Below are 22,028 nucleotides of genomic sequence, written 5' to 3'. Positions count from 1 at the left end.
CTAAATTTAGGAAGATGCAGAAACTGTGTAAAATCAATTCCGTTCAATAGGCTCTATCAAATCCCAAAGGTTGCCATAAACATCTTCAAAGACCAATACTTTGCCATACGGCTCTTCAATAGGTCCTCTAGTGATTTTGACTTGATGCTTCATTAGCTTTTCGTATTGCACCTCAAAATTATCGGTGTAAAGAAACAGAAACACTCTTCCTCCAGTTTGATTTCCAATAGCCTTTAATTGTTCCTCATTAGAAGCTTTAGCTAGCAACAATCTACACGAGTTCTCCCCTTTTGGAGAAACAGTTACCCATCTTTTAGTTTCAGATAGGACTGTATCTTCCAAAAGTTCAAAGTCTAAAACATTTGTATAGTATTGAATGGCGTCATCATAATCAGCCACTACCAATGCTATTTGATTTAAAGAAACGCCCATTTATTTTAAAACCGCCTTCAGAGGTGTTCCTACAGAACCGTTTGGCTCCTGAATATTTAATAACTGACTAACTGTAGGTGCTATATCGGAAATATAAGTAGGGTCTGTAGTTTCTCCATGTTTAATACCATTCCCAAAAAATAATAAAGGCACGTGCGTATCATAAGCCCACATAGTTCCGTGGGTAGTTCCACGCGTTCCGTAACCGTGAAACCAACCTGGCTCTACCAAAACCATAATCTCACCGCTTCTTTTTGGGTTGTAGATGTTTTGAATTTTCTCTTTATAAAAAGGAGGAATATTATCATTACCTAAACTTTCTAAGTTAATTACAGAGTAAATACCCTCTTGCATGCTTAACACTGGAGCTATCAAATTCTTAATTTGGTCTACCGTAATATTTTTTTCCGCCATTAAAACTCTATTAAGGTAGAATTCATAGTTTTTCAAACTCAAAATCCACTCCCCTTCTCCGTAAGCTTTTGAAATTATAGCATTAGCCTCTTTAGTAACTTCACCACCTAAAAATAAACCAGCAGGTACATCATGCTTTTTCATAAATGCAGGAATTTCAGCCACCGCATGGTCAGCAGAAAGGAATAAAGTATATGCCCCCTTCCCCACCTCGGCATCTAAAGTGTTAAGCAAACGTTCCATTTCTAAGTCTAACCTGATATACATATCCTGAATTTCTTTTGACTGAGGTCCAAAAGCGTGTCCAGCGTAATCTGGTGAAGAAAAACTAATAGCCAAGAAATCTGTAATCTCATCTTGCCCAAGCGACTCATTTTTTAATGCCTCTAAAGCAATATCAAGAGTCATGGTGTTTCCCCATGGCGTAGAAGCTATAGAACCCACCGTAAAAGTATGAGGGAAAATAGCTTCCTTTTGACCATTTAAACGGTTTTCATAAGGCTGCTTATCTTCCTCAGAGTCTGTATAAGTTTCTATCGGATATAATGTTTCCCATGTTTTAGTGGCATACTCTTCTGCCACATTTTTATCATTGAAGGCCTGTACCCAAGCTGGTAATTTATTTCCGTAATGTGTACTCGTAATCCAGTTTCCAGTGGAAGAATCGTACCAATAAGCATCACCTGTATGGCCAGCTGGCAGAATAGCTCCCCTATCTTTTATAGCTACTCCCACTACTTTAGACTGAAACTGATTTGATATCCTTAATTGGTCTGTAACCGTAGTAACTTTTAAATTATTAGGAGACATCTTCCCCGCTCTTTCTGAACCCTCTCCCACAGTAGAAGCAGTACTATCAGCAGCTACATACATGTCTTTACCACTTGCTTTATCAAACCAATCATTACCAACTATTCCAGAAACAGCTGGTACGCTACCTGTGTAAACATGAGCGTGACCTGGACCCGTTACAGTAGATGCATAATGATAATTATTGTTTTTGCAGTTAAAACCCTCTGCCATTAATCGTTTAAAACCGCCTTCTCCGTATTGCTTTTGAAATCTATAGAGGTATTCATACCTCATTTGATCAACCACAATTCCTACTACCAACTTTGGTTTAGAATTTTCAGCTGAGGATATCTTAGGAGATTGAGCAGCACAACTACTCAAAACAAGGAATGCGAAAAGGGTAACTAGTTTGTTCACGGATGATTATTTTTTTCTGCAAATGTAAAAAAAACACCGTGACTATATCTATTAAGTAATTGATAGGCTTAAATGTGTAGACATATCTTTCATTAATTATTGAAAGTTCAAAACTACCAATTTATTTAGTTCTTTCAATTGTAAATCTAACTAGACCAATTAAAGCGGTTTTATAGTCAGAATCGGGAAAAGAAGCTAAAATATCATTGGCTTCATTCATATAATTCATCATGGCATTTTGCGTATAGCTTATTCCGCCACTTTGTTTCACAAATTCTATAACCTCACTCACCTTAGCGGGTTTATTTGAGTGTCTTTTTACTAAATTGATAATCTTATTCTTAGTACTTCTATCAGCATGATTTAAAGCATAAATGAGCGGAAGCGTCATTTTCTTTTCCTTGATATCAATACCTGTTGGTTTACCTATTTCAGCATTTCCGTAATCAAAAAGGTCATCTTTAATTTGAAAGGCCATACCAATTTTCTCACCTAAAAGTCTGCACTTTTCTACTACCTCTGATGAACTACCGGCAGAAGCAGCACCTACAGCACAGCAGGAAGCTATAAGTGAGGCCGTCTTTTGACGTATTACATCAAAATAAATTTCTTCTGATATATCTAATTTCCTAGCCTTTTCAATTTGAAGCAGTTCTCCCTCACTCATTTCTTTGACAGCTGTAGAAACCAACTTTAACAAATCAAAATCCCCATTATCAACACTTAAAAGCAAACCTCTAGATAATAGGTAATCACCTACCAACACCGCTATCTTATTTTTCCAAAGTGCATTTATAGAGAAAAAACCACGTCTGTAGTTAGAGTCGTCCACCACATCGTCGTGTACCAAAGTGGCTGTATGCAAAAGTTCTATTAAAGAGGCTCCTCTGTAAGTGGCTTCTTGAATACCACCACACATTCCTGCAGTCAGGAATACAAACATTGGCCTTATTTGCTTGCCTTTTCTATGAATGATGTACTTCATGATTTGATCAAGAAGCATCACGTCGGTCTTCATCGAATTCCGGAATTTGCTTTCAAATTCCTTCATTTCGCTAGCAATAGGGGCCTGGATGTCTTTGATGTTTATAGACATTTATGAGATTTCAACGGAATGGGATGGTTCGATATAAGTCAATGCATTGCAATTTTACAATTCAAAAGTCTAATTTTACGGGTAGACTTATTTTTTAAACAGACAGCAGTCAATTGGTACAATTTTTTCTTCTCTTAATCCTATTAATAGCAAAGTTATAATATGAGGGCATTGGTACTTGGTGGAGGGTCATTAAAAGGGGCTTGGCAGGCAGGAGCTATCCAAGCTGTTTTAGAAACTGGCTTTAAACCGGAGATGATTTACGGCATTTCCGCAGGAGCTCTTAACGCTGGGTTTATAGTTAACGAAGCAGGACGCCAGCATATTGACACTAGCACAATTGACTGGGATATAGTAAACAAAAAATTGATTCAGTTCTGGATTGAAAATATTACAAAGCCGGACGACATTGGTCTTTTAAAGTCTAGGTTTCAGTTAGGAATTGATACGCTCTTAAGTCGTTTTGACGGACTTTTAGATACAAACCCGCTTCACGAGAAGCTCAGAAAATACATTAATTTAACAACCCTCCGACGTAGCCCAGTAAATCTTAAAGTAGGTGCTGTTAATGTAAATACGGGCAAAATGCACTATGCCGACCCCATGGAGCAGCATTTCTTAGATTACCTAAGAGCCAGCAGTTCCATTCCCATTATGATGCCCGCCATTCAGATTGGTGGTGACCACAGACAAGCCTACCTCGATGGAGGCCTGCGTGAAGTAGTTCCTTTAAAAAAGGCAATTGAAGATGGTGCTACAGAGATTTATGCAATTGCAACGCACCCAAAAACACGAGAATTAGAGCCGATTAACTATCGTTCTTTCTTTTCTATGATTGAAAGAATCAAAGATATTTCTGTCAATCAGTTTGAAAACAACGACATAGAGTGGGCTGAAAACTATAATGAAAGTTTAGTTTCTATTGCGGGTTTCACCCTCAATAAGAAAATATCACTTAAAGTGATTAGACCTGTAGAGCCTATCAATATCAACCTAACGGGTTTCAACTCGCATGATATTAAAGAGGTAATAAAGCAAGGTTATCAATTTGCTTACACTGAATTACGCTAATTAGAAAAACTTAATTTTCGAAGATAAATAGGCAGAAACAAGTGATAATATTATCACAATAGAAAAAGCCCAACTTAAACTGGTGGCTTGGGATACAAAACCTATTAAAACCGGACCTGCCATAAAGCCGCCCATAGCAAAAGTGTTCATCACCGCTAACCCAGTACCTTTAGAAACCCCTGGTACTCTGGCAGAAGCTCCATAAAGAATAGGTGCAGCACAAGAAACCCCCGCACCTACTATAGAAAAACCAATAATTGTAAATAAAGTGGTAGGGAAAAGTATGGCAATTACCACTCCAAATGAAGCCATAAAACCTCCATATATTAGAATTTTATTAGCTCCAAATTTTGGAATTAAACTATCTCCAAAAAACCTACCCAAAGCCATAAAAAGTGAATATCCAGCCAGACCCCAACCTACAAAGTAAGGACTACTATTCACTACATTTTTCATAAAAACAGAAGACCAATCGGCCATGGTGCCTTCTGATATATTACCACAAACACCTATCAAAATCATGACTAGGAAAGTCCCTTTTGGTAATACAAACTTTGATTGCATAGCTGTTTCTGAAACCACTTCGTCTTGAATTTTGAAAATAGTAGGGCGAATCAACAATGCGAAGATGATAATCATGCCAGAAAATCCTATCATATATAAACCAGGGTTCCATTCAAAACCTCTGGCCAAACTGGCACACATAGAGCCCAACATCAAACCCACACTAAACATACCATGGCAAGTGCTCATAATTTTAACATCATGATGTGCTTCAATACAGGTTACGCCCATATTCATGGCGATATTAGTGATAGAAATACCCGAACCACACAAGTATAACCCGATAGGCAGCATATAAACCGACGAACTATTTAATGGAATAAGAAAGGCTAAACTCATGGCTATCATTCCTAAAATAGTGGTGGTTTTCATACCAATTTTAGCTACCAACCACGCTCCTACCAAATTCATGGTGACAGAGCCTATTGGCATACTCAGTAAAATCAAACCTAAGTCGGCATCGTTGAGAGCAAATTTCTCTTTTATAAAGGGAATAAAAGTAGCCCAAGTACCAAACAAAAGCCCTACTGCTATAAAAGCAACAGCTATAGCTCGGCTTTGTCGGTTTCCAAAAAAGTCTTTTGTAAGGTGGTTTAGCAAACTGTTTTTCTTAATCGATACTTAAATCGTAATCTCTAATCTATTTCCTTCAGGATCTAAAACTACACTTTCGTAAAAGCCATCACCTGTCCATCTCACCTCTCCCGCTACTTCAAAACCATCTTTACGTAAAGTTTCGGTCAAGTCATTGACCTTTTCTTCTGAACCTACAGAAAAAGCAAAATGTGTAAGACCTAGATATTCAGCTGGCACTTCATTGGCAGAAGCTATTCCCACCTTTGTCATAATTTCTAAACTAGCACCTTCCTCAAAACTCAAAAAGTAAGATTCGAATCCCTTTTTAGCATTGATGTATTTTTCATTGCTTTTGGCATCAAAATACTTTTGGTAGAAAGCCCTCATTTTTTCAATGTCAGAACAGTATAAAGCTATGTGTTGGATAGAAGGCATTAGCGTATTTTATTTAAAATATCAAGACTGATTTCTGAATAATCATTGATATGAAAATCACATGGAGGTAATTCTTCTTTGGTATGGCTGCTTAAAACGCCCACCACTTTCATTCCTGCATTTATAGCTGCCGAAACCCCTGAAAATGAATCTTCAAAAACAACACAGTTCGTTGGTTCAACGCCTAAATTGTTTGCTGATTTTAAATAAACCTGTGGGTCTGGTTTATGAGCTGTCACATCTTCTGAAGCTAAAATTGACTCCATCATAGGTTCAAAGCCGAGCCTTCCCATTATTAATTCAAGGTTTGCTTTTGGTGCAGAAGTAGCCACCCCAGTTTTAAAACCTTCGGCTTTCAGCATTTTTAACCAGTCCATATAACCTGAAATAGTTTCTATGTGGTCTGCATATATTTCTCTAAAGAGACCTTCTTTCTCTTCTTCCATTTGAGTAAACTCTTCTCCCTCTATAGTTCTGCCAAGAAAGTGCTTTAAAATATAGCTATTGCTTTTACCAAACATGTGCTCGGCAAACTCTTCATCAGTAGGATTTAGGCCTCTTTTTTCAAAAAACACTCTAAAAGCTTTAGAATGAAAAGGGTTTGTGTGGCAAATGACACCGTCCATGTCAAAAATAACTGCTTTGTTTTCCATGTCACAAAAGTAAATTAATAGTTTAAATGTAGAGGAGATAATTAGCAATACCTTACTTCAAGTTTTTGTTATCCCTATATTTGCAAATCCTGTCAAAAGATAGGTAATGACCTCATTTTTATTGCAAAAAAAGCATGCCTGAATTTCAAGATATTGAAGCCTTAGATCCTAGAACGCATATTATCATCAAAGGAGCTCGAGTTAATAACCTAAAGAACGTTAATGTAGCCTTTAAAAGGAATAAGCTTACCGTAGTTACTGGCTTATCTGGAAGTGGAAAGTCCTCATTGGCTTTTGACACTTTGTATGCAGAAGGCCAAAGAATGTACGTGGAAAGCCTCAGTAGCTATGCCAGACAGTTTTTGGGCAGAATGGAAAAACCTGAGGTAGATTATATCAAAGGCGTTTCTCCGGCCATTGCCATTGAACAGCGAGTAAGTACTAAAAACCCTCGCTCTACTGTAGGAACCACTACCGAGATTTATGATTACTTGAAATTACTCTTTGCCCGTGCTGGAACCACCTACTCCCCTGTTTCAGGAAAAGAGGTCAAAAAAGACAGCGTGCATGACGTAAGTAATTTTATACACAGTTTTGATGCAGGTCAGAAATTAATGATTCTGTCTCCACTAAATATTGCTGAAGGCCGAAACCTACCTATTGAGCTTGATTTACTTCTAAAAAAAGGCTTTAACAGAGTTTCGATAAATCAAGATATTCATCAGATAGAAGATGTTTTAGAAAGTGAGGCCTTATTAAAAGCAGCTCATGAAAATGTTCTGATATTAATTGACAGAGCCGCTGTAAAGTTTGACGAAAACGGAGAACCTGACGAAGACAATCTTTTTAGAATGTCAGATTCTATCCAAACAGCTTTTTTTGAGAGTAATGGAGTTTGTATTGTTCAAATCATGGGGAAAGAGCAAAAGTACTTTTCTGATAAATTTGAACTAGATGAAATTGTTTTTGAAGAGCCTAGTGTCAACCTCTTCACTTTCAATAATCCCTATGGGGCTTGTAGAGTTTGTGAAGGCTTTGGAAAGGTTTTAGGAATAGATGAAGACCTCGTAATTCCAGACAAATCTCTTTCACTTTTTGAAGGAGCCATAGCCCCTTGGCGTTCAGAAAGAATGAGTGATTGGCTTGCTCCCTTATTAAGAAATGGCATCCACTTCGACTTCCCTATTCACCGAGCGTTCAAAGACCTTACGGAAGAAGAACAGCAATTAGTATGGACAGGAAATGAGCACTTTCAAGGACTTAACGCATTCTTTAAAGACCTAGAAACTAAGACTTACAAAGTACAGTACCGTGTTATGCTTAGTAGGTATCGAGGCAGAACAGTTTGCCCGGACTGCCGTGGCTCTAGGCTTAGAAAAGACGCCTCGTATGTCAAAATAGATGGTTACTCTATTACCGATTTGGTGCTAATGCCAATAAACAAGGCTAGAACACTTTTTGACAAACTCAAATTAGAAGGCAACAAAGTAGAGATTTCAAAAAGAATTCTAATAGAGATAAAAAACCGTTTAGAGTACCTTGACAGAGTGGGTTTAGGATATCTTACCTTAAATAGATTAACCTCTACCCTTTCTGGTGGTGAGTTTCAACGTATAAAGTTGGCTACCTCTTTGGGTTCCGCTTTAGTAGGCTCCATGTACATTTTGGATGAGCCTAGCATTGGTTTGCACCCAAGAGATACACAGAAACTTATTTCGGTATTAAAGTCGCTACGCGACATTGGCAATACCGTTATAGTGGTAGAGCATGAAGAAGAGGTCATGCAAGAAGCCGATGAGATTATTGACATTGGCCCAAATGCAGGAAATCTAGGTGGCGAATTAGTTTTTCAAGGAACATTTGAAAGCATTAAAGCCCATAAAGGAAAAAGCAGCAAATCTCACACCATCAATTTCCTTTCAGGTCAAGACAATATTTTAGTACCTGAAAGAAGAAGAAAAGCAATTGACTTTTTAAAGCTATCTGGAGCAACAGAAAACAACCTTAAAAATGTTGATGTTAAATTCCCACTTGGCGTATTATGCGTGGTAACAGGCGTTAGTGGCTCAGGGAAGTCAACACTGATAAGAAAAATTCTTTATCCTGCTATTTCAAGACAAAAAGGGGAATACTCGCAAGATGGCGGAAAATATGAATCATTGACTGGAAGCTTGAGCAGAATAAATCAGGTGGAAATGGTAGACCAAAACCCTATTGGGAAGTCCAGCAGGTCAAACCCAGTAACTTACATTAAGGCCTATGATGCCATAAGAGCCCTAATGGCAGACCAGCCTTTGGCAAAACAGCGTGATTATAAACCTGCTTTTTTCTCTTTTAATGTAGACGGAGGAAGATGCGAAGCCTGTGCCGGAGAAGGAGAGCAAACCATAGAAATGCAGTTTATGGCCGACGTCAAACTCACCTGTGAAAGCTGTAAAGGAAGACGTTTCAAACAAGAGGTTTTAGAAGTAAAGTATCAGGAAAAGGATATTTCTGACATTCTGAATATGACCATTGACGAAGCTCTTGCCTTTTTTGAGGATAACCAAAAGAAGCTTTATGAAAGACTGCTTCCGCTACAGGATGTGGGCTTAGGCTATATCAAACTAGGACAATCTTCAAACACGCTTTCTGGTGGTGAAGCACAACGTGTCAAGCTTGCTTTCTTCTTAGGCAAAGGAAATTCCGACAAAGGAAAAACCCTCTTTATTTTCGATGAACCCACCACAGGGCTACACTTTCATGATATTCAGAAATTATTGAAAGCTATGAACGCCTTGATAGAACAGGGCGATTCGGTCATTATCATTGAGCATAATATGGAGGTGATTAAGTCTGCCGACTGGATTATAGACCTGGGTCCAGAAGGTGGTGAAAGTGGTGGAAACCTATGTTTTGAAGGCACACCCGAAGAAATGGTTAAAATTGAGGGGAATTATACTGCTGACTTTTTGAAGGGGAAGTTGTAGGAGATTACCAGACCTCTTATACGGAATACATAAATTAGTGGGGCTTATTAAGCTTCGCTATTAATATTCCGCTCCGCTGGAGCTAAATTAAAGCCATAATTCATACTAAGACCCTTTTCATTTCCATCCATCTGCCCTAAAAACCACATATAAAATACTCAATGAGTATTCTTCACTAGAATTTCAAATAATCAGTTTAGCCATCTATTTTTAAGATGTAACACCATTTGAAAGCTATGAAAGCCCTTGTCTTTACTACATACGGAAACCCTAAAGAGGTTTTAAAATTCACTGAAATTGAAAAACCAATACCCAAGGAAAACGAAGTTCTGATTAAAGTAAAGTCGACCACTATTAACGACTATGACTGGAGCTTGGTGAGAGGGCGACCCAAACTTTACCAACTCATGTTCGGTCTCTTTAAACCAAAACATACTATTCCTGGCATGGAACTATCTGGCATAGTAGAGGAAATTGGTTCTAAGGTAACAATGCTAAAAGTTGGCGACCATGTGTACGGTGATATCTCGGAATTGGGTTTCGGAACGTTTGCTGAATTCATAGCTGTAAATGAAAAAACGGTCAAGGTAAAACCTCCAGAACTAAGCTTTGAACAAGCCGCTGCCATACCTCATGCAGGACTTTTGGCTTATCAAGCACTTGACAAATTAGAAGAAAACCAAAAAGTATTAATTAATGGTGCAGGGGGTGGCGTAGGTACTATTGCCTTACAGATAGCCAAACATCATAATTGTTTTGTAACTGGCGTTGACTCCCAAGCAAAATCACAGATGATGAAAGATTTAGGTTTTCACCATGTCATAGATTACAAACAAACCGATTTCACGAAAACTGGTGAACAATATGATTTCATTTTAGACTGTAAAAGTAAAAAATCGGCATTCTCTTATTTAAAAGCACTTAAGCCAAAAGGTACTTATGTAAGTGTTGGTGGAGATTTGACGAAGTTAATCGGCATACTATTTTGGGGTAAAGTTCTTTCTTTATTCAATAAAAAGAAGCTCGAGATACTCGCATTAAAACCTAATCAAGGCTTAGAAGAATTAAACAGCCGATTTAGCATCAAATCATACATTGATGGCCCCTATAAACCAGAAGAAATACCTGGTTTAATTCAGTATTTTGGAGAGGGAAAACATAAAGGAAAAATAGTAATAAACTTCTAGGCTGAAGAAATAGTATTGCTTATTGCCAAATAAAAAGCAGGCTATTCCTTAAAAGCTTTATATCTTCGTATGAGTCCAAAACCCTCGAAATAAAAGCGAAAAATGAGAATAGACGCCCATCAACACTTCTGGAATTATAATGATAAAGATTATGCATGGATTGATGATTCTATGTCTAAAATCAGACAGAGCTTCCTTCCGGCCGATTTAGAACCAATTTTGAAGCAAAATGGCTTTGATGGTTCCGTATTAATTCAGGTAAATCAAAACGAAGAAGAAAATATTGAATTCCTTCAATATGCTGATGAAAATGATTTCATAAAAGCGGTGGTATCTTGGGTCGACTTAAAGTCTCCTGATCTTAAAAACAGATTGCACTACTATTCCACCAGTCCAAAACTCAAAGGCTTTAGACATATAGTGCAGGGCGAACCTGATGATTTCCTTCTAGATGAAACCTTTACCAAGGGTGTAGCTAAACTGGCTCCATTAGACTTCACGTATGACATTCTCATTTTCGAAAGGCAACTAAATGCAGCCCTAAAATTCATCAGAAAGCTACCCGATAACAAATTAATCATAGACCATATAGCCAAGCCTGATATTAAAAATCAGTCTATAAACAAATGGAGTAATTATATGAATGCCATTTCTGAACATGAAAATGTATATGTCAAAGTATCAGGTATGGTCACCGAAGCAGATCCACAAAACTGGAAAAAAGAAGATTTTTCTATCTATTTGGACAATGTATTGAGCTCTTTCGGTACAAAGAGAATAGTTTATGGCTCAGATTGGCCTGTCTGTTTGGTAGCAGGAGAATACGAAGAACAGCTAGACATAGTACAGTCTTATTTCTCTAAACTTAGCCAAAACGAGCAAGATGACATCTTTGGGTTAAACGCCCAACGATTTTATAATATCTAAGTCAAACCCTTAGAAAGACACCGCAAGCTCCAAAGGAGCAACATATTGCTAGGGAGGGGTGAAAACACCTCCTACAAAGAAGAAAACACAATTCATTTGGCGTGATTTTCAATCAAAATCATGACAAACCATCCTCTACTATGTCTATTTTAAAGAACAGATCCAATTATTTTCACGAAGCATTCGCTAATTATTGACGTCTTATGAAATAGGATTATTAACTTACATCCTATAATATTTCACATTCATCAATAAAAAATAATGGAAACCCTATTCACTACAGATAAGACCAGAAAACTGCTTCCGGTCATCAAGGAATTTATAGAAACCAAGCTTTATCCGCTTGAAAGTCCAGAGACTTTAAATGGTAATTTTTCTGAGATAGAACCTACCCTAAACAAATTAAGAGAGGAAGTTAAACAAATGGATTTATGGGGACTAGCCCTCCCTGAAAGTTTAGGGGGAAAAGGGCTGACACTTTGTGAGTTCGGACAGGTAAGTGAAATATTAGCAAGTTCTCCATTTGGCCACTTTGTTTTTAATTCCCAAGCACCAGACATTGGCAACATGGAGCTTTTACACAGGCATGCCGACAAAAGCCTTCATCCAGAATTCTTAGAACCGCTGACAAAAGGAGAGATAAGAAGCTGTTTCTCTATGACAGAGCCAGCTTATGCAGGTTCTAATCCTACCAGAATGGGAACCACCGCAGTAAAAGACGGTAACGATTATGTCATAAACGGGCATAAATGGTTTACCTCCTCTGCTGATGGGGCAGCATTTGCTGTGGTTATGGCGGTAACCAATCCTGATGCCGCACCTCATAAAAGAGCTTCACAAATCTTAGTTCCACTGGATACTCCAGGTTACGAGTTTGTACGTAATATTCCAATCATGGGACATTCTGGTGACAGCTGGGCTAGTCATGCCGAAGTTAAATACAATAATGTACGCGTGCCGCAGAGTAACCTAATTGGTACAGAAGGCGAAGGTTTTCTTCTAGCTCAAGAAAGACTTGGGCCAGGTAGAATTCACCACTGTATGCGTTTCATAGGTATAGCAGAGCGTTCTTTTGACTTGATGTGCAAATATGCCGTAAATAGAGAATTAAAAGATGGCGTAACGCTTGCCGACCAACAAAGCATTCAAACATTCATAGCGGAAAGTAGAGTGGAAATTGACGCTTGCCGTCTGATGGTTTTAAGCACTGCCACCAAAATAGATAAAGTTGGCAGCAAAGCCGCCAGAGCAGAAATATCAGGCATTAAGTTTTTCACCGCAAACATGATGCTTCGCGTAATTGACAGAGCCATTCAAACACATGGAGCCTTGGGAATGACAAATGACATCATTCTGTCTTACTGGTACGCTCATGAGAGAGCCTCTAGAATTTATGACGGAGCAGACGAAGTGCACAAAGCCTCCTTAGCGAAACAAATCTTAAAACCTTATAGAAATGCTTGATTTTGACCAAGCCAATCAGGTTAGAAACGAAGAAGAACTACCCTTATCGGCTCTAAATAAACATTTACAAGAAAACAGTTTAGCCAAAATTATTAGTGTCAAACAATTTTCAGGTGGTTACTCAAACCTCACTTATCTACTAGAGGCTAAGAATACATCTTATGTATTACGCAAACCACCAAAAGGAGCGAAAGACATAAAAGGCGGCCATGATATGGCTCGTGAATTCGGGATTCTGGATGCTCTTGATAAGGCTGGTTTTAAACAAATCCCTAAACCGCTTTTGCTCTGTGAAGATGAAGCCGTAATTGGTTCTATTTTCTATGTAATGGAACGAGTTAAAGGAAGTATCCTTAGAGCAGCGGACGCCAGAACATTCTTAAAGGAAGATAATAGTGCCTTATTCAAAACGCTCTCTCAGGCAATCTGTTTAAATCAGGTAGCACTTCATAGTATTGATATTAATACTACAGGCTTGGTAAATATTGGCAAGCCAGAAGCTTATGTAACCCGGCAAGTTAAAGGTTGGCATAAGCGTTATTTAGCTTCGCAAACGGATGATTTACCAGATATGATTTCTGTGGCAGCATGGCTAGATACTAACATCCCTGAACCTGCTGAGGCCACATTAATACATAACGACTATAAGTATGACAACCTCATATTGAATCCTGAAAAACCAGAAGAGATACTCGCTATTTTAGACTGGGAAATGTGCACTGTTGGAGACCCTTTGATGGACTTGGGAACCACCCTGGCCTATTGGGTAGAGTTTGGCGACGCCGACTTCGGCAAAGCTTTTAACCTTTCTTGGTTGCCAGGAAACTTGACCAGACAAGAATACGCCAACCTCTATGCTGAAAAATCAGGAAGAGATATTTCAAACATTCTTTTTTACTATGTTTTTGGCTTATTTAAAAATGCCGTGATTATTCAGCAGATTTACGCCAGATATAAAAAAGGCCTAACCAAAGACCCGCGTTTTGCAGGATTGATAGAAGGTGTGAAGGCTCTTTCTAGGAAAGGTGTGGATTCCATTGAAAGTGCAAAGATGATTTAATCTAAAAAGAAAGTTTAGTGAATTTTAAAATCGAAATAGCCCAAGAAAAAGATCTAGAAGAAATCCTAACACTTCAAAAACTAGCGTATATCCAAGAAGCAGAGATTTATAATAATTATGAGATAACGCCACTCACACAAAGCATAGAAGAGCTACAAGCAGATTTTAAGACAAACACTTTCATAAAAGCGACTTTCAATTCTAAGATAATTGGCTCTATAAAAGGCTTTGAAGAGAACGGTAGTGTGTTAGTGGGTAAATTGATTGTTCATCCAGACTTCCAAAATAAAGGACTCGGTTCTAGGCTCATGCTAGACATAGAAAGTAGATTCCCTAAGGCCAACCGATTCTGGCTATTTACTGCATACAAAAGTGAACCTCTATTTGTATCAAAAGCTAGGCTATACCGAATTCAAAAGAGAAAGTCTACCTCCGAATCCTATCATGATTTATTTAGAAAAAATGGCATAAAAAAAGGCTTCCGTTTGGAAGCCTTTTTCAAATACTATATTCTAAATCCTTATCTGTTAAGGATTAATTTCTCAGTCATCACTTCGTCACCGTTAATTACTCTAACAGTAAGCTCTGTAGTTACTAAACTAGTAGGAAGCGAATAAACTTTTCTTAAGTCGTTAACTGAACCTTTCATGCTCAATACTCTACGACCATCTTGATTAGTAACATCTACTGTTACAGCATCACTGTCATTCATACCTGTAAGTTTCAGGTTGAAGTCACCCTGCGTAGGGTTTGGCCATACGCCAATGTCCTTTTTAACAAACTGACCTCTACCCGATGTGAACATTACACCTTTCTCAATACCACTTTTCTTGTCAAAAGCAGCATCTTCAGAAATATTCCATGTTCCTTTTTTTAAGTAAGCAACGTTGCTTTCGTAAGTACCTTGAAGCCTTACGCTAGCTATATCATTTTCGTCTGAGCTTTTTACTACCCAGTACTCGTTATTATTAACTGATTCTACACCATTCGCTAATTCACCAGAAACTTCTGATGGATTTTGAGATTTATACTCTGCAGAAAGAGCACTTCTTTTATTACTTGTAGCTACAAAACCTCTGTAGTTAGTACCATCTCCTACTGGAAACTCAAAATTGTTAGCATCTACTTTAGTTACTACACCTCTAGAGTGAGAAAAGTCAGAAGCACCGTTATAACGTGCATCTTCAGTAAAAACTAAAGGGTTATTTTCTGAAGAAGAAACTATACCTTGATTATAGTTTAGCTCTTTATTGATAACTAATGCTGTGTTCAAATCAACATCGTTTTCAATAACAGCCTTAGAAAGAACTACATCGTTCGTTCCAGAAACAGTCTGTTTTGTGTAACCGTCAAAAACAACATTACCATCTGATGATAATGTACCATCGTTAGTAAGGTTTTGACGTAAATGTAATTGACCTTTGTTTGTCAATTCTCCATTGTTCTGAAAATCCTGACCTATGCTAAGGACAGCTCCTTCTGAAACATGAATTTGTGTTCCACTCACCATTTGTGCTGAAACAGAACCGGCTATAAGGGCGGCACTTAATGTATAGATTACTTTCTTCATAAGAATGTAGTATTTATTTGTTTTCCTGATATAAAAGTAACGAGAGTTATTGACATCAGAAACTGCTAATCACCTTTTTTATTAAATGGTTTGGTATGTAAAGCAATATTGCAAAACACAATTATCATACCTTTTTACGCTCGAAGTCTACTTTATTTTAATAGCTCATTATTTTTTAGCCAATCTTGAAGTCTGTTAGACCAAGTAGAAACAGGATTTTCTTGGTCGTAGGCCAATCCAAAGCCATGTCCACCTTTTTCATATAAATGTAGCTCTGCTGGTATTTTGAATTGGCGTAAGGCCTTAACATAAGCTAAACTATTTTCCATAATTACGCCATCGTCATATGCATGTACTAAAAACGCAGGCGGTGTATTTGGCGTTACCTGAAGCTCATTAGAAAAATGTTCCATTTCCTCAATTCTTAACTCTGGACCAATCAAATTTGCCCTAGAACCCGAATGAGATAACTTATCGCTAAATGATATAACAGGATACATTAAAATACTAAAGTCAGGTCTTAGACTAACTTCACTATTTTCATTTACGCCCACACCTTTGTCAAAATGCGTAGAGGCCGAAGCGGCCAAATGACCTCCAGCAGAAAAACCCATTATACCTATCATTTCAGGATTAACGCCATATTTACTAGCATGCTTTCTTACATACTTTATGGCCGACTGAGCATCTTCCAGTGGTCTTATTTGTTTTTCGGTAAACATTTCAGGCTGTGGCAACCTACTTTTTAAGACAAAAGCCGTAATACCTCTTTCGGCAAACCACTCCCCTATTTTATAGCCTTCTTTATTAATGGCTAAAATATGATAACCTCCACCTGGACATATTATAACTGCAGCACCTTTACTCTTGTTTTTCTTTGCCGGATAAATAGTAAGACTTGGGTCTGTAACGTTTCTTAATCTTATTACACCATCATCTCTTTCTGAAACATCGGCCTCTTTGAGACCATGGCCTGCAATAGCTCCCGGTACCCCATCAGGATATAACAGTACTTCCATAGATTGTCCGTAACCTTGAATTGAAATTAATAATAATAGAATGAATATTTTTTGCATAAAAAAAGCCTGATTTAATCAGGCTCAATTTACAATATTTTAAATAGAATTAGTTCACTTCTTCGGTAGAAGTACCTAGGTCTGTCACTTTAAATTCAGTTCTTCTATTCACCTGATGTTCTTCCTCGGTTTTCGCAAACTCCACTATAAGTTCTTCTTCCCCATATCCTTGAGCGGTCAACCTCCCTCTTTCTATACCTCTAGATATAATGTATTCTATCGCCGAATCTGCTCTTCTTTGAGATAAACGTAAGTTATACATATCTGTTCCCCTCACATCTGTATGCGACCCTAACTCAACCTTTATCTTAGGATTATCAATTAGAATTTGAACTAGTTTGTCTAATTCCACAGCAGCATCCGCTCTAATATCTGCTTTATTTAAATCGTAATAGATATTTTCCAAAACAAAGGTTTTGCCAATGAATAGCTTATCCACTATTATCTCGGTAGTGAACGTGGTATCTGTTACAGGTTTTCTTAATAATATTTGAGGAATAGTTCTTCCATACATGGTAAAGCCCTCTCTCTTCGTCAAATATTCAGGCTTCTCCACTATAATTAGGTAGTCGGTATCTTCAGATAAACGTATTGGCCCAAAAGTACCCGTAGCGTCGCTTTTTGTTTCCGTATCTAATTCTTCAAAACCTCCACTAATTTTATAAATAGATATTTTGGCATCTGCCACTAATGAAGCTTCCTTTTCTTTAATAGTTCCTTCTAAGAAGTAATTGACCGTTTTCATGGTAATTTCATTCTCTCCGTTTTCTTCGTCAGAACCTCCTTTTAATGGATCTACGTTTTCAGCCAATTCCTCTTTTGGCGGAGCTTGATAAAAATAAATATCATCATCTCCCATACCTCCTCTCCTATTTGAAGAGAAAAACACATTGCCATTATCATCAGAAGACAGCCCAAAATCATCCATAGATGAGTTATAAGGAAGTCCCATATTTTCTACCGAAATTTTACCCGACCTTCTTTCTGCCACAAACAAGTCTAACTTACCTAAGCCTGGATGGCCATCAGAAGCAAAGAACAATTTCCCATCTCTTGATACATAAGGAAACATTTCATCACCAGGTGTGTTTAGTGCTTTACCCATATTAGCAGGATTACCAAACCTTCCAGATGCATCCATATTAACCCTATAAAGGTCCATTCCTCCCGAGCCCCCTGCCCTATTGGAAGCGAAATAAAGTGTTTTACCATCACCTGAAAAAGCTGGGCAACCATCCCAACTGGCAGAATCTGAAGCCGAAACTAAAATAGGCTCTGTCCAACCTGTGCTCGGTGCCAATCTACTTATATACAAATCTACATCAGGCGAAACATCCTTTCGTTTTCCAGAGTTACTTCTAGCAAAAATCACCGTTTTACCATCAGGCGAAAAAGCGGGTGTTCCTTCGTTTCTTTCAGAATCAAAAATGGCATCGCTAAATAAACTCACATCACCAATACTGGTCAAATCAGCATTAACCTGAGCTCCATAAATCCCTAAGAATGGAAGGCCATTTGAATAAGTCTTTTGTTTTCTAGAAGCCGAAAAAACTAGTTTACCTTTATAAACAAGTGGTGAAAACTCTGAACCTTCAGTATTTATCTCTTTTAGGTTTCTGAAGTTTAATTCAGTATTCTTCTCTTTAAGCAAGTCAACTATTTGAAGCGTATTAACTTCTCTGTTTGCCCACTCATTATACGTCTTATTTGAAGTCTTTAGACCTATGTATTTTCTATATTGGGCTAAAGCCAAATCATATTGCTCGTTTGCTTTGAGAGCATAAGCATAATGAAAAACTGCGTCTGGGTCATCTACTCCTTTGGCTATAGCCTCCGCGTAATATGAAATGGATTCAATCCACCTGTTAGACAGCCTGTAAGACTCCGCAATGGTATAGTTAAGTTTAGCTTCTTGTGAAGCATCAATCTCTTTAACCTTTAGAAGGTCGTTTACTGCCAAATCATAATAACCCTTCTCAAAACTTGCCAAACCTTTTTTATAAGCTTGCAATTGGGCAGAGGCCGCAAGGGAAAAAATGGACAGAAATATTAGTAAAAGGTAGCTTTTTCTCATTCGTAAATCGGCTTCAGCTTAAGGAATTTGCCCTAATTTAAGGCTTATTGTTAATAATAGAAACGTTTTGAATCAACAAGTATTTTGTGAATCTGAAAATGAGTGTTTTCAATAGACATTTTTAAATAAAGAACCCTTTAATCCACTTCCATCCCCAAACCAGTATCAACTAACCAATCGCCTAACCTTTCTGGCCATTTACTTATACTTTTCAAATCGCTTCTGTTTCCCATATTAAAACCATGACCACCTGCCGTATAAAAATGTGCTTCTATAGGTACTCCTGCTTTTCTATAGCCTTGAAGTAATTTAAAAGTGGGTTCTGAGCAGCATTCATCATCATTGGCAGCTAAAACGAAAGCCGGTGGGGCGTCAGTAGGAACAACTTCAGGTACACCTAGAGGTCCAGGATAAATACATATTTGAAAAGTTGGTTTGGCATTTTGGCTATCTATTTCATCCACCTCGTTCATGATACTTTTGCCATCTTCGTAGGCCATCCAGTGCACTACTTCACCACCTGCCGAAAAGCCCATGACACCTAAAAGAGCCTCATGAACTCCAAATTCCTTTGATTTTGACCGAATCAATCGCATAGCCCTTTGTGCATCTTCTTTGGCGTGTACGCCTAATTCATATGGAGAATCTGGTTCTCTTGCCATTCTATATTTTAGTACAAAAGCCGTAATGCCATATTGATTAAGGAACTTGGCGGCATCAATGCCTTCGGCATCAATCACCAAAAGTCTATGACCACCACCCGGAAATATTAAAACACCTACGCCATTAGCTTTACCCTTTTCAGGGGCATAAACTGTTATAGATGGATTATGGACATTTTTAACCCAATACTCTTTTGCTTCTTCTTGTTCATTTTCCAAATGCTCAAAACCCGGAGCACCGTTCTCCCATAAGTGAATGACTTTCGGACTTTCTTGGGCTTTGACCAGAACTGGCAATAATAGAACTAGTAGAATTATTCTTTTGAACATCATAAATAAGTAAGGGTTGAATTAAAGATTGACAAGCTACGCAAAAAAAACGCAAAGCCTTTTAGTATTCAGAGCAAGCTGAATAACACAAAAGACTTTGCGAAAATATAAACCTATTCGGCCTCTACTATTAGACGAATACCGTCTACTTTCTTAATCAAAACTTTGGCACCTTTGGGAATAGCAATGTCCGTAACGGCTTCCGCTATCCAGTCAGAGCCTCTGTAAAAAACTTTCCCTTCTCCTTTGGCAGGAATAGCAGCAGAAACATTTGCTCTTTCATTTACCAGCTCTGTATAATTTTCTCCACTTTTATTAAAAGCCGTTAAAATTTGTTTTCTAAAAACAACAAGCGAACCCGCAGAAACTACCAAGAAGGCGATTACTTGGGTAATCAAATCATTGGTCAATTCTAGGTAAGTTAACAATGCCGTGACTAAAGCACCCACGCCAAAGAAAACAGCAAAAAATGAAACCGAGAAAATCTCAACAATAAGAAAAATCACGCCGAGAATAACCCATATTTCTAAACTTGATAATTCCATATTCCATTACTTTTTAGGTGTTGTTTCTTTAATTACGGTCATGGCAGAAGCAATCATGGAACCCATATCGCCCAAATTGGCAGGCAAAATCAAGGTATTCCCTTCTTTAGCAAGGTTACCAAACTGTTCAATGTAGAGTTCGGCCACTTGTAGCTGTACGGCTTCCATTCCACCTTTTTCACTGATGGCAGCTGCTACCTTCCTTACTGATTCCGCTGTGGCATCAGCTACAGACAAAATTGCTGCTGCTTCACCCTCTGCTCTATTAATTTGTCTTAATTTCTCTGCTTCAGACTCTAATACTACGCGTGCTTTTTGACCTTCGGCTGTGTTTATTGCAAACTGTTGCTTTCCTTCAGACTCTAGAATTACTGCACGTTTTTCACGTTCGGCTTGCATCTGCTTTTCCATAGCCATTAGTACCGTTTGAGGCGGCGAAATATTCTTTATTTCATAACGTAAAACTTTAACACCCCAGCTAATGGCTGCTTCGTCAATGGCTTGCACCACTGCTTGATTTATAGCCATTCTTTCCACAAATGTTTTGTCCAAATCAATTTTACCAATTTCTGAACGCATAGTGGTTTGAGCCAATTGCGTTACCGCAAAAACGTAATCATTTACCCCGTAAGAAGCTTTATGAGCATCTATTACTTGTAAAAAAATCACACCATCTACCCTAACCTGAACATTGTCTCGTGTGATACACACCTGCTCATGAATATCATAAGCTTGTTCTTTAAGACCATGCTTATAAGCTACACGGTCTACAAAAGGAATTAAAAAATTTATTCCTGGCTGAAGTGTGGCATAATACTTCCCCAAACGTTCGGCGATGTAAGCTCTTTGTTGTGGCACCACCTTAACACCCATCATCACCACTACGATGACCAGAAGAACAACAGCGGATACAATTATCATATATGTATTATAGTTTTGTTTTGACCTAAGTTTAAATTGACTTAAATCTTATAAGCAAATTAGCTTTATACCCTTGGTTTAGCAAGGCAATTGGTATAAATAAATCCTTGGTCTGAGGAATGGTGAGAAATAAAGGTCAAACGGAAAATAAAGACCTCATATCTTAAGATAAATTGTCTTAAAACAAGTATTAGCATGTCAAAACTCAGCCATATTAAGCATTTCTTAAAAGTATTGATAAAATAGAATTACCTTTGCTTATATTCAGAATATCAAATAATTACAGCAGCGATGTTGCAAAGCAATGGCAAATTTTAGAAAATTCGGTAAATCCGATAATGAGGGTTCTAGAGAAAATAGAACCGACAGACCAGATTCTCGTCCATCTAACGACAGAGACAGAGGCGATTCCAACAGAAAATTTAACAGAGACGACAAAGCTTCATTCAGTAGAGTGGACAGAGGAGACGATAGACGCGACTCTGGAAGAGGTGACTCTAGACCTTCTTTTAACAGAGGTAACGACAGACGTGACTCTGGAAGAGGTGACTCTAGATCTTCTTTTAACAGAGGTAACGACAGACGTGACTCTGGAAGAGGTGATGCTAGACCTTCTTATGACAGAGGTAGCGACAGACGTGACTCTGGAAGAGGTGATGCTAGACCTTCTTATGACAGAGGTAGCGACAGACGTGACTCTGGAAGAGGTGACTCTAGACCTTCTTATGACAGAGGTAGCGACAGACGTGACTCTGGAAGAGGTGACTCTAGATCTTCTTTTAACAGAGGTAAC

Annotated in this window: 19 protein-coding genes and 1 pseudogene; 8 read left to right on the top strand and 12 right to left on the bottom strand. The window is 38.1% G+C overall.

Features of this window, described 5'->3' with window-relative positions; genetic code table 11:
* Positions 1 to 33: 33 nt before the first annotated feature.
* From AADJ06_RS14625 to AADJ06_RS14615, 3 genes are all read right to left on the bottom strand, one after another.
* Positions 34 to 432, bottom strand: a complete 399-nt coding sequence (locus AADJ06_RS14625) for a VOC family protein (protein WP_341227219.1) — start codon at positions 430 to 432, stop codon at positions 34 to 36.
* Positions 433 to 2,055, bottom strand: coding sequence for an alkaline phosphatase PafA (gene pafA / locus AADJ06_RS14620; protein WP_341227218.1), 1,623 nt, complete (start codon positions 2,053 to 2,055; stop codon positions 433 to 435). It abuts the gene before it with no gap.
* A 121-nt stretch (positions 2,056 to 2,176) separates the two neighbouring features.
* Positions 2,177 to 3,151, bottom strand: a complete 975-nt coding sequence (locus tag AADJ06_RS14615; RefSeq protein ID WP_341227217.1) for a polyprenyl synthetase family protein — start codon at positions 3,149 to 3,151, stop codon at positions 2,177 to 2,179.
* A 162-nt stretch (positions 3,152 to 3,313) separates the two neighbouring features.
* Between AADJ06_RS14615 and AADJ06_RS14610 the strand changes: the two genes are divergently transcribed.
* Positions 3,314 to 4,222, top strand: a complete 909-nt coding sequence (locus AADJ06_RS14610; protein WP_341227216.1) for a patatin-like phospholipase family protein — start codon at positions 3,314 to 3,316, stop codon at positions 4,220 to 4,222.
* Here the strand turns inward: AADJ06_RS14610 and AADJ06_RS14605 are convergent, their stop codons facing one another.
* The 3 genes from AADJ06_RS14605 to AADJ06_RS14595 are packed head-to-tail and all read right to left on the bottom strand — an operon-like array spanning position 4,223 to position 6,450.
* Positions 4,223 to 5,386: an MFS transporter gene (locus AADJ06_RS14605; protein WP_341227215.1), complete on the bottom strand. Its 1,164-nt coding sequence runs from the start codon at positions 5,384 to 5,386 to the stop codon at positions 4,223 to 4,225.
* Between the two features lie 21 nt (positions 5,387 to 5,407).
* The gene (locus AADJ06_RS14600) at positions 5,408 to 5,797 is read right to left on the bottom strand and encodes a VOC family protein (protein WP_341227214.1); all 390 of its coding nucleotides are present in this window, start codon (positions 5,795 to 5,797) and stop codon (positions 5,408 to 5,410) included.
* Positions 5,797 to 6,450 carry an HAD family phosphatase gene (locus AADJ06_RS14595; RefSeq protein WP_341227213.1) on the bottom strand — a complete coding sequence of 218 codons (654 nt, stop codon included), beginning with the start codon at positions 6,448 to 6,450 and terminating at the stop codon, positions 5,797 to 5,799. Before AADJ06_RS14595 ends, AADJ06_RS14600 begins: the two co-directional genes overlap by 1 nt.
* Before the next feature lie 134 nt (positions 6,451 to 6,584).
* Between AADJ06_RS14595 and uvrA the strand changes: the two genes are divergently transcribed.
* The 6 genes from uvrA (at position 6,585) to AADJ06_RS14565 (ending at position 14,674) form a co-directional block, all read left to right on the top strand.
* Positions 6,585 to 9,419 (top strand): excinuclease ABC subunit UvrA, encoded by a 2,835-nt coding sequence (uvrA, locus tag AADJ06_RS14590; protein WP_341227212.1) that lies wholly within the window; start codon positions 6,585 to 6,587, stop codon positions 9,417 to 9,419.
* A 236-nt stretch (positions 9,420 to 9,655) separates the two neighbouring features.
* The gene (locus AADJ06_RS14585; RefSeq protein WP_341227211.1) at positions 9,656 to 10,606 is read left to right on the top strand and encodes an NAD(P)-dependent alcohol dehydrogenase; all 951 of its coding nucleotides are present in this window, start codon (positions 9,656 to 9,658) and stop codon (positions 10,604 to 10,606) included.
* 102 nt (positions 10,607 to 10,708) lie between these two features.
* Positions 10,709 to 11,533 carry an amidohydrolase family protein gene (locus AADJ06_RS14580; RefSeq protein WP_341227210.1) on the top strand — a complete coding sequence of 275 codons (825 nt, stop codon included), beginning with the start codon at positions 10,709 to 10,711 and terminating at the stop codon, positions 11,531 to 11,533.
* 261 nt (positions 11,534 to 11,794) lie between these two features.
* Positions 11,795 to 12,997 carry an acyl-CoA dehydrogenase family protein gene (locus tag AADJ06_RS14575; RefSeq protein WP_341227209.1) on the top strand — a complete coding sequence of 401 codons (1,203 nt, stop codon included), beginning with the start codon at positions 11,795 to 11,797 and terminating at the stop codon, positions 12,995 to 12,997.
* Positions 12,990 to 14,057: a phosphotransferase family protein gene (locus AADJ06_RS14570; RefSeq protein WP_341227208.1), complete on the top strand. Its 1,068-nt coding sequence runs from the start codon at positions 12,990 to 12,992 to the stop codon at positions 14,055 to 14,057. The genes AADJ06_RS14575 and AADJ06_RS14570 overlap by 8 nt, the downstream gene beginning before the upstream one ends.
* Positions 14,058 to 14,074: 17 nt before the next feature.
* The gene (locus AADJ06_RS14565) at positions 14,075 to 14,674 is read left to right on the top strand and encodes a GNAT family N-acetyltransferase (protein ID WP_341227207.1); all 600 of its coding nucleotides are present in this window, start codon (positions 14,075 to 14,077) and stop codon (positions 14,672 to 14,674) included.
* Here the strand turns inward: AADJ06_RS14565 and AADJ06_RS14560 are convergent.
* The 6 genes from AADJ06_RS14560 to AADJ06_RS14535 all read right to left on the bottom strand — a co-directional run bounded on the left by AADJ06_RS14560 (position 14,578) and on the right by AADJ06_RS14535 (position 21,235).
* Entirely contained in the window at positions 14,578 to 15,627 is a 1,050-nt protein-coding gene (locus AADJ06_RS14560) for a hypothetical protein (protein ID WP_341227206.1), read from the bottom strand. The two genes, AADJ06_RS14565 and AADJ06_RS14560, sit on opposite strands and share 97 nt — an antisense overlap.
* Before the next feature lie 152 nt (positions 15,628 to 15,779).
* Positions 15,780 to 16,703, bottom strand: a complete 924-nt coding sequence (locus AADJ06_RS14555) for an alpha/beta hydrolase (protein WP_341227205.1) — start codon at positions 16,701 to 16,703, stop codon at positions 15,780 to 15,782.
* A gap of 49 nt (positions 16,704 to 16,752) precedes the next feature.
* Entirely contained in the window at positions 16,753 to 18,777 is a 2,025-nt protein-coding gene (locus tag AADJ06_RS14550; protein WP_341227204.1) for an OmpA family protein, read from the bottom strand.
* A gap of 137 nt (positions 18,778 to 18,914) precedes the next feature.
* Positions 18,915 to 19,772, bottom strand: a complete 858-nt coding sequence (locus tag AADJ06_RS14545) for an alpha/beta hydrolase (protein WP_341227203.1) — start codon at positions 19,770 to 19,772, stop codon at positions 18,915 to 18,917.
* Between the two features lie 110 nt (positions 19,773 to 19,882).
* A complete protein-coding gene (locus AADJ06_RS14540; protein WP_341227202.1) occupies positions 19,883 to 20,314 on the bottom strand; it encodes an NfeD family protein in 432 nt (143 codons plus the stop codon).
* A 6-nt stretch (positions 20,315 to 20,320) separates the two neighbouring features.
* Positions 20,321 to 21,235 (bottom strand): stomatin-like protein, encoded by a 915-nt coding sequence (locus tag AADJ06_RS14535; RefSeq protein ID WP_341227201.1) that lies wholly within the window; start codon positions 21,233 to 21,235, stop codon positions 20,321 to 20,323.
* 304 nt (positions 21,236 to 21,539) lie between these two features.
* Between AADJ06_RS14535 and AADJ06_RS14530 the strand changes: the two are divergent.
* Positions 21,540 to 22,028, top strand: a pseudogene (locus tag AADJ06_RS14530) (hypothetical protein); the annotation flags it as partial.

Origin of the sequence: uncultured Arcticibacterium sp. (genome assembly GCF_964021845.1) — a bacterium.
Taxonomy (GTDB): domain Bacteria; phylum Bacteroidota; class Bacteroidia; order Cytophagales; family Spirosomataceae; genus Arcticibacterium.
The sequence above is the reverse complement of the archived record's forward strand: the minus strand, read 5'-3'. Positions and strand labels throughout refer to the sequence as shown.

What these genes read in the sequence shown, in the direction of transcription:
- AADJ06_RS14580 (WP_341227210.1), top strand. Translation starts at nt 10,709, where the DNA reads ATGAGAATAGACGCCCATCAACACTTCTGGAATTATAATGATAAAGAT.
- AADJ06_RS14625 (WP_341227219.1), bottom strand. Translation starts at nt 432, where the DNA reads ATGGGCGTTTCTTTAAATCAAATAGCATTGGTAGTGGCTGATTATGAT.
- AADJ06_RS14600 (WP_341227214.1), bottom strand. Translation starts at nt 5,797, where the DNA reads ATGCCTTCTATCCAACACATAGCTTTATACTGTTCTGACATTGAAAAA.
- AADJ06_RS14595 (WP_341227213.1), bottom strand. Translation starts at nt 6,450, where the DNA reads ATGGAAAACAAAGCAGTTATTTTTGACATGGACGGTGTCATTTGCCAC.
- AADJ06_RS14615 (WP_341227217.1), bottom strand. Translation starts at nt 3,151, where the DNA reads ATGTCTATAAACATCAAAGACATCCAGGCCCCTATTGCTAGCGAAATG.
- AADJ06_RS14535 (WP_341227201.1), bottom strand. Translation starts at nt 21,235, where the DNA reads ATGATAATTGTATCCGCTGTTGTTCTTCTGGTCATCGTAGTGGTGATG.
- AADJ06_RS14585 (WP_341227211.1), top strand. Translation starts at nt 9,656, where the DNA reads ATGAAAGCCCTTGTCTTTACTACATACGGAAACCCTAAAGAGGTTTTA.
- AADJ06_RS14540 (WP_341227202.1), bottom strand. Translation starts at nt 20,314, where the DNA reads ATGGAATTATCAAGTTTAGAAATATGGGTTATTCTCGGCGTGATTTTT.
- uvrA (WP_341227212.1), top strand. Translation starts at nt 6,585, where the DNA reads ATGCCTGAATTTCAAGATATTGAAGCCTTAGATCCTAGAACGCATATT.
- AADJ06_RS14555 (WP_341227205.1), bottom strand. Translation starts at nt 16,703, where the DNA reads ATGCAAAAAATATTCATTCTATTATTATTAATTTCAATTCAAGGTTAC.
- AADJ06_RS14610 (WP_341227216.1), top strand. Translation starts at nt 3,314, where the DNA reads ATGAGGGCATTGGTACTTGGTGGAGGGTCATTAAAAGGGGCTTGGCAG.
- AADJ06_RS14575 (WP_341227209.1), top strand. Translation starts at nt 11,795, where the DNA reads ATGGAAACCCTATTCACTACAGATAAGACCAGAAAACTGCTTCCGGTC.
- AADJ06_RS14545 (WP_341227203.1), bottom strand. Translation starts at nt 19,772, where the DNA reads ATGATGTTCAAAAGAATAATTCTACTAGTTCTATTATTGCCAGTTCTG.
- AADJ06_RS14570 (WP_341227208.1), top strand. Translation starts at nt 12,990, where the DNA reads ATGCTTGATTTTGACCAAGCCAATCAGGTTAGAAACGAAGAAGAACTA.
- AADJ06_RS14560 (WP_341227206.1), bottom strand. Translation starts at nt 15,627, where the DNA reads ATGAAGAAAGTAATCTATACATTAAGTGCCGCCCTTATAGCCGGTTCT.
- AADJ06_RS14550 (WP_341227204.1), bottom strand. Translation starts at nt 18,777, where the DNA reads ATGAGAAAAAGCTACCTTTTACTAATATTTCTGTCCATTTTTTCCCTT.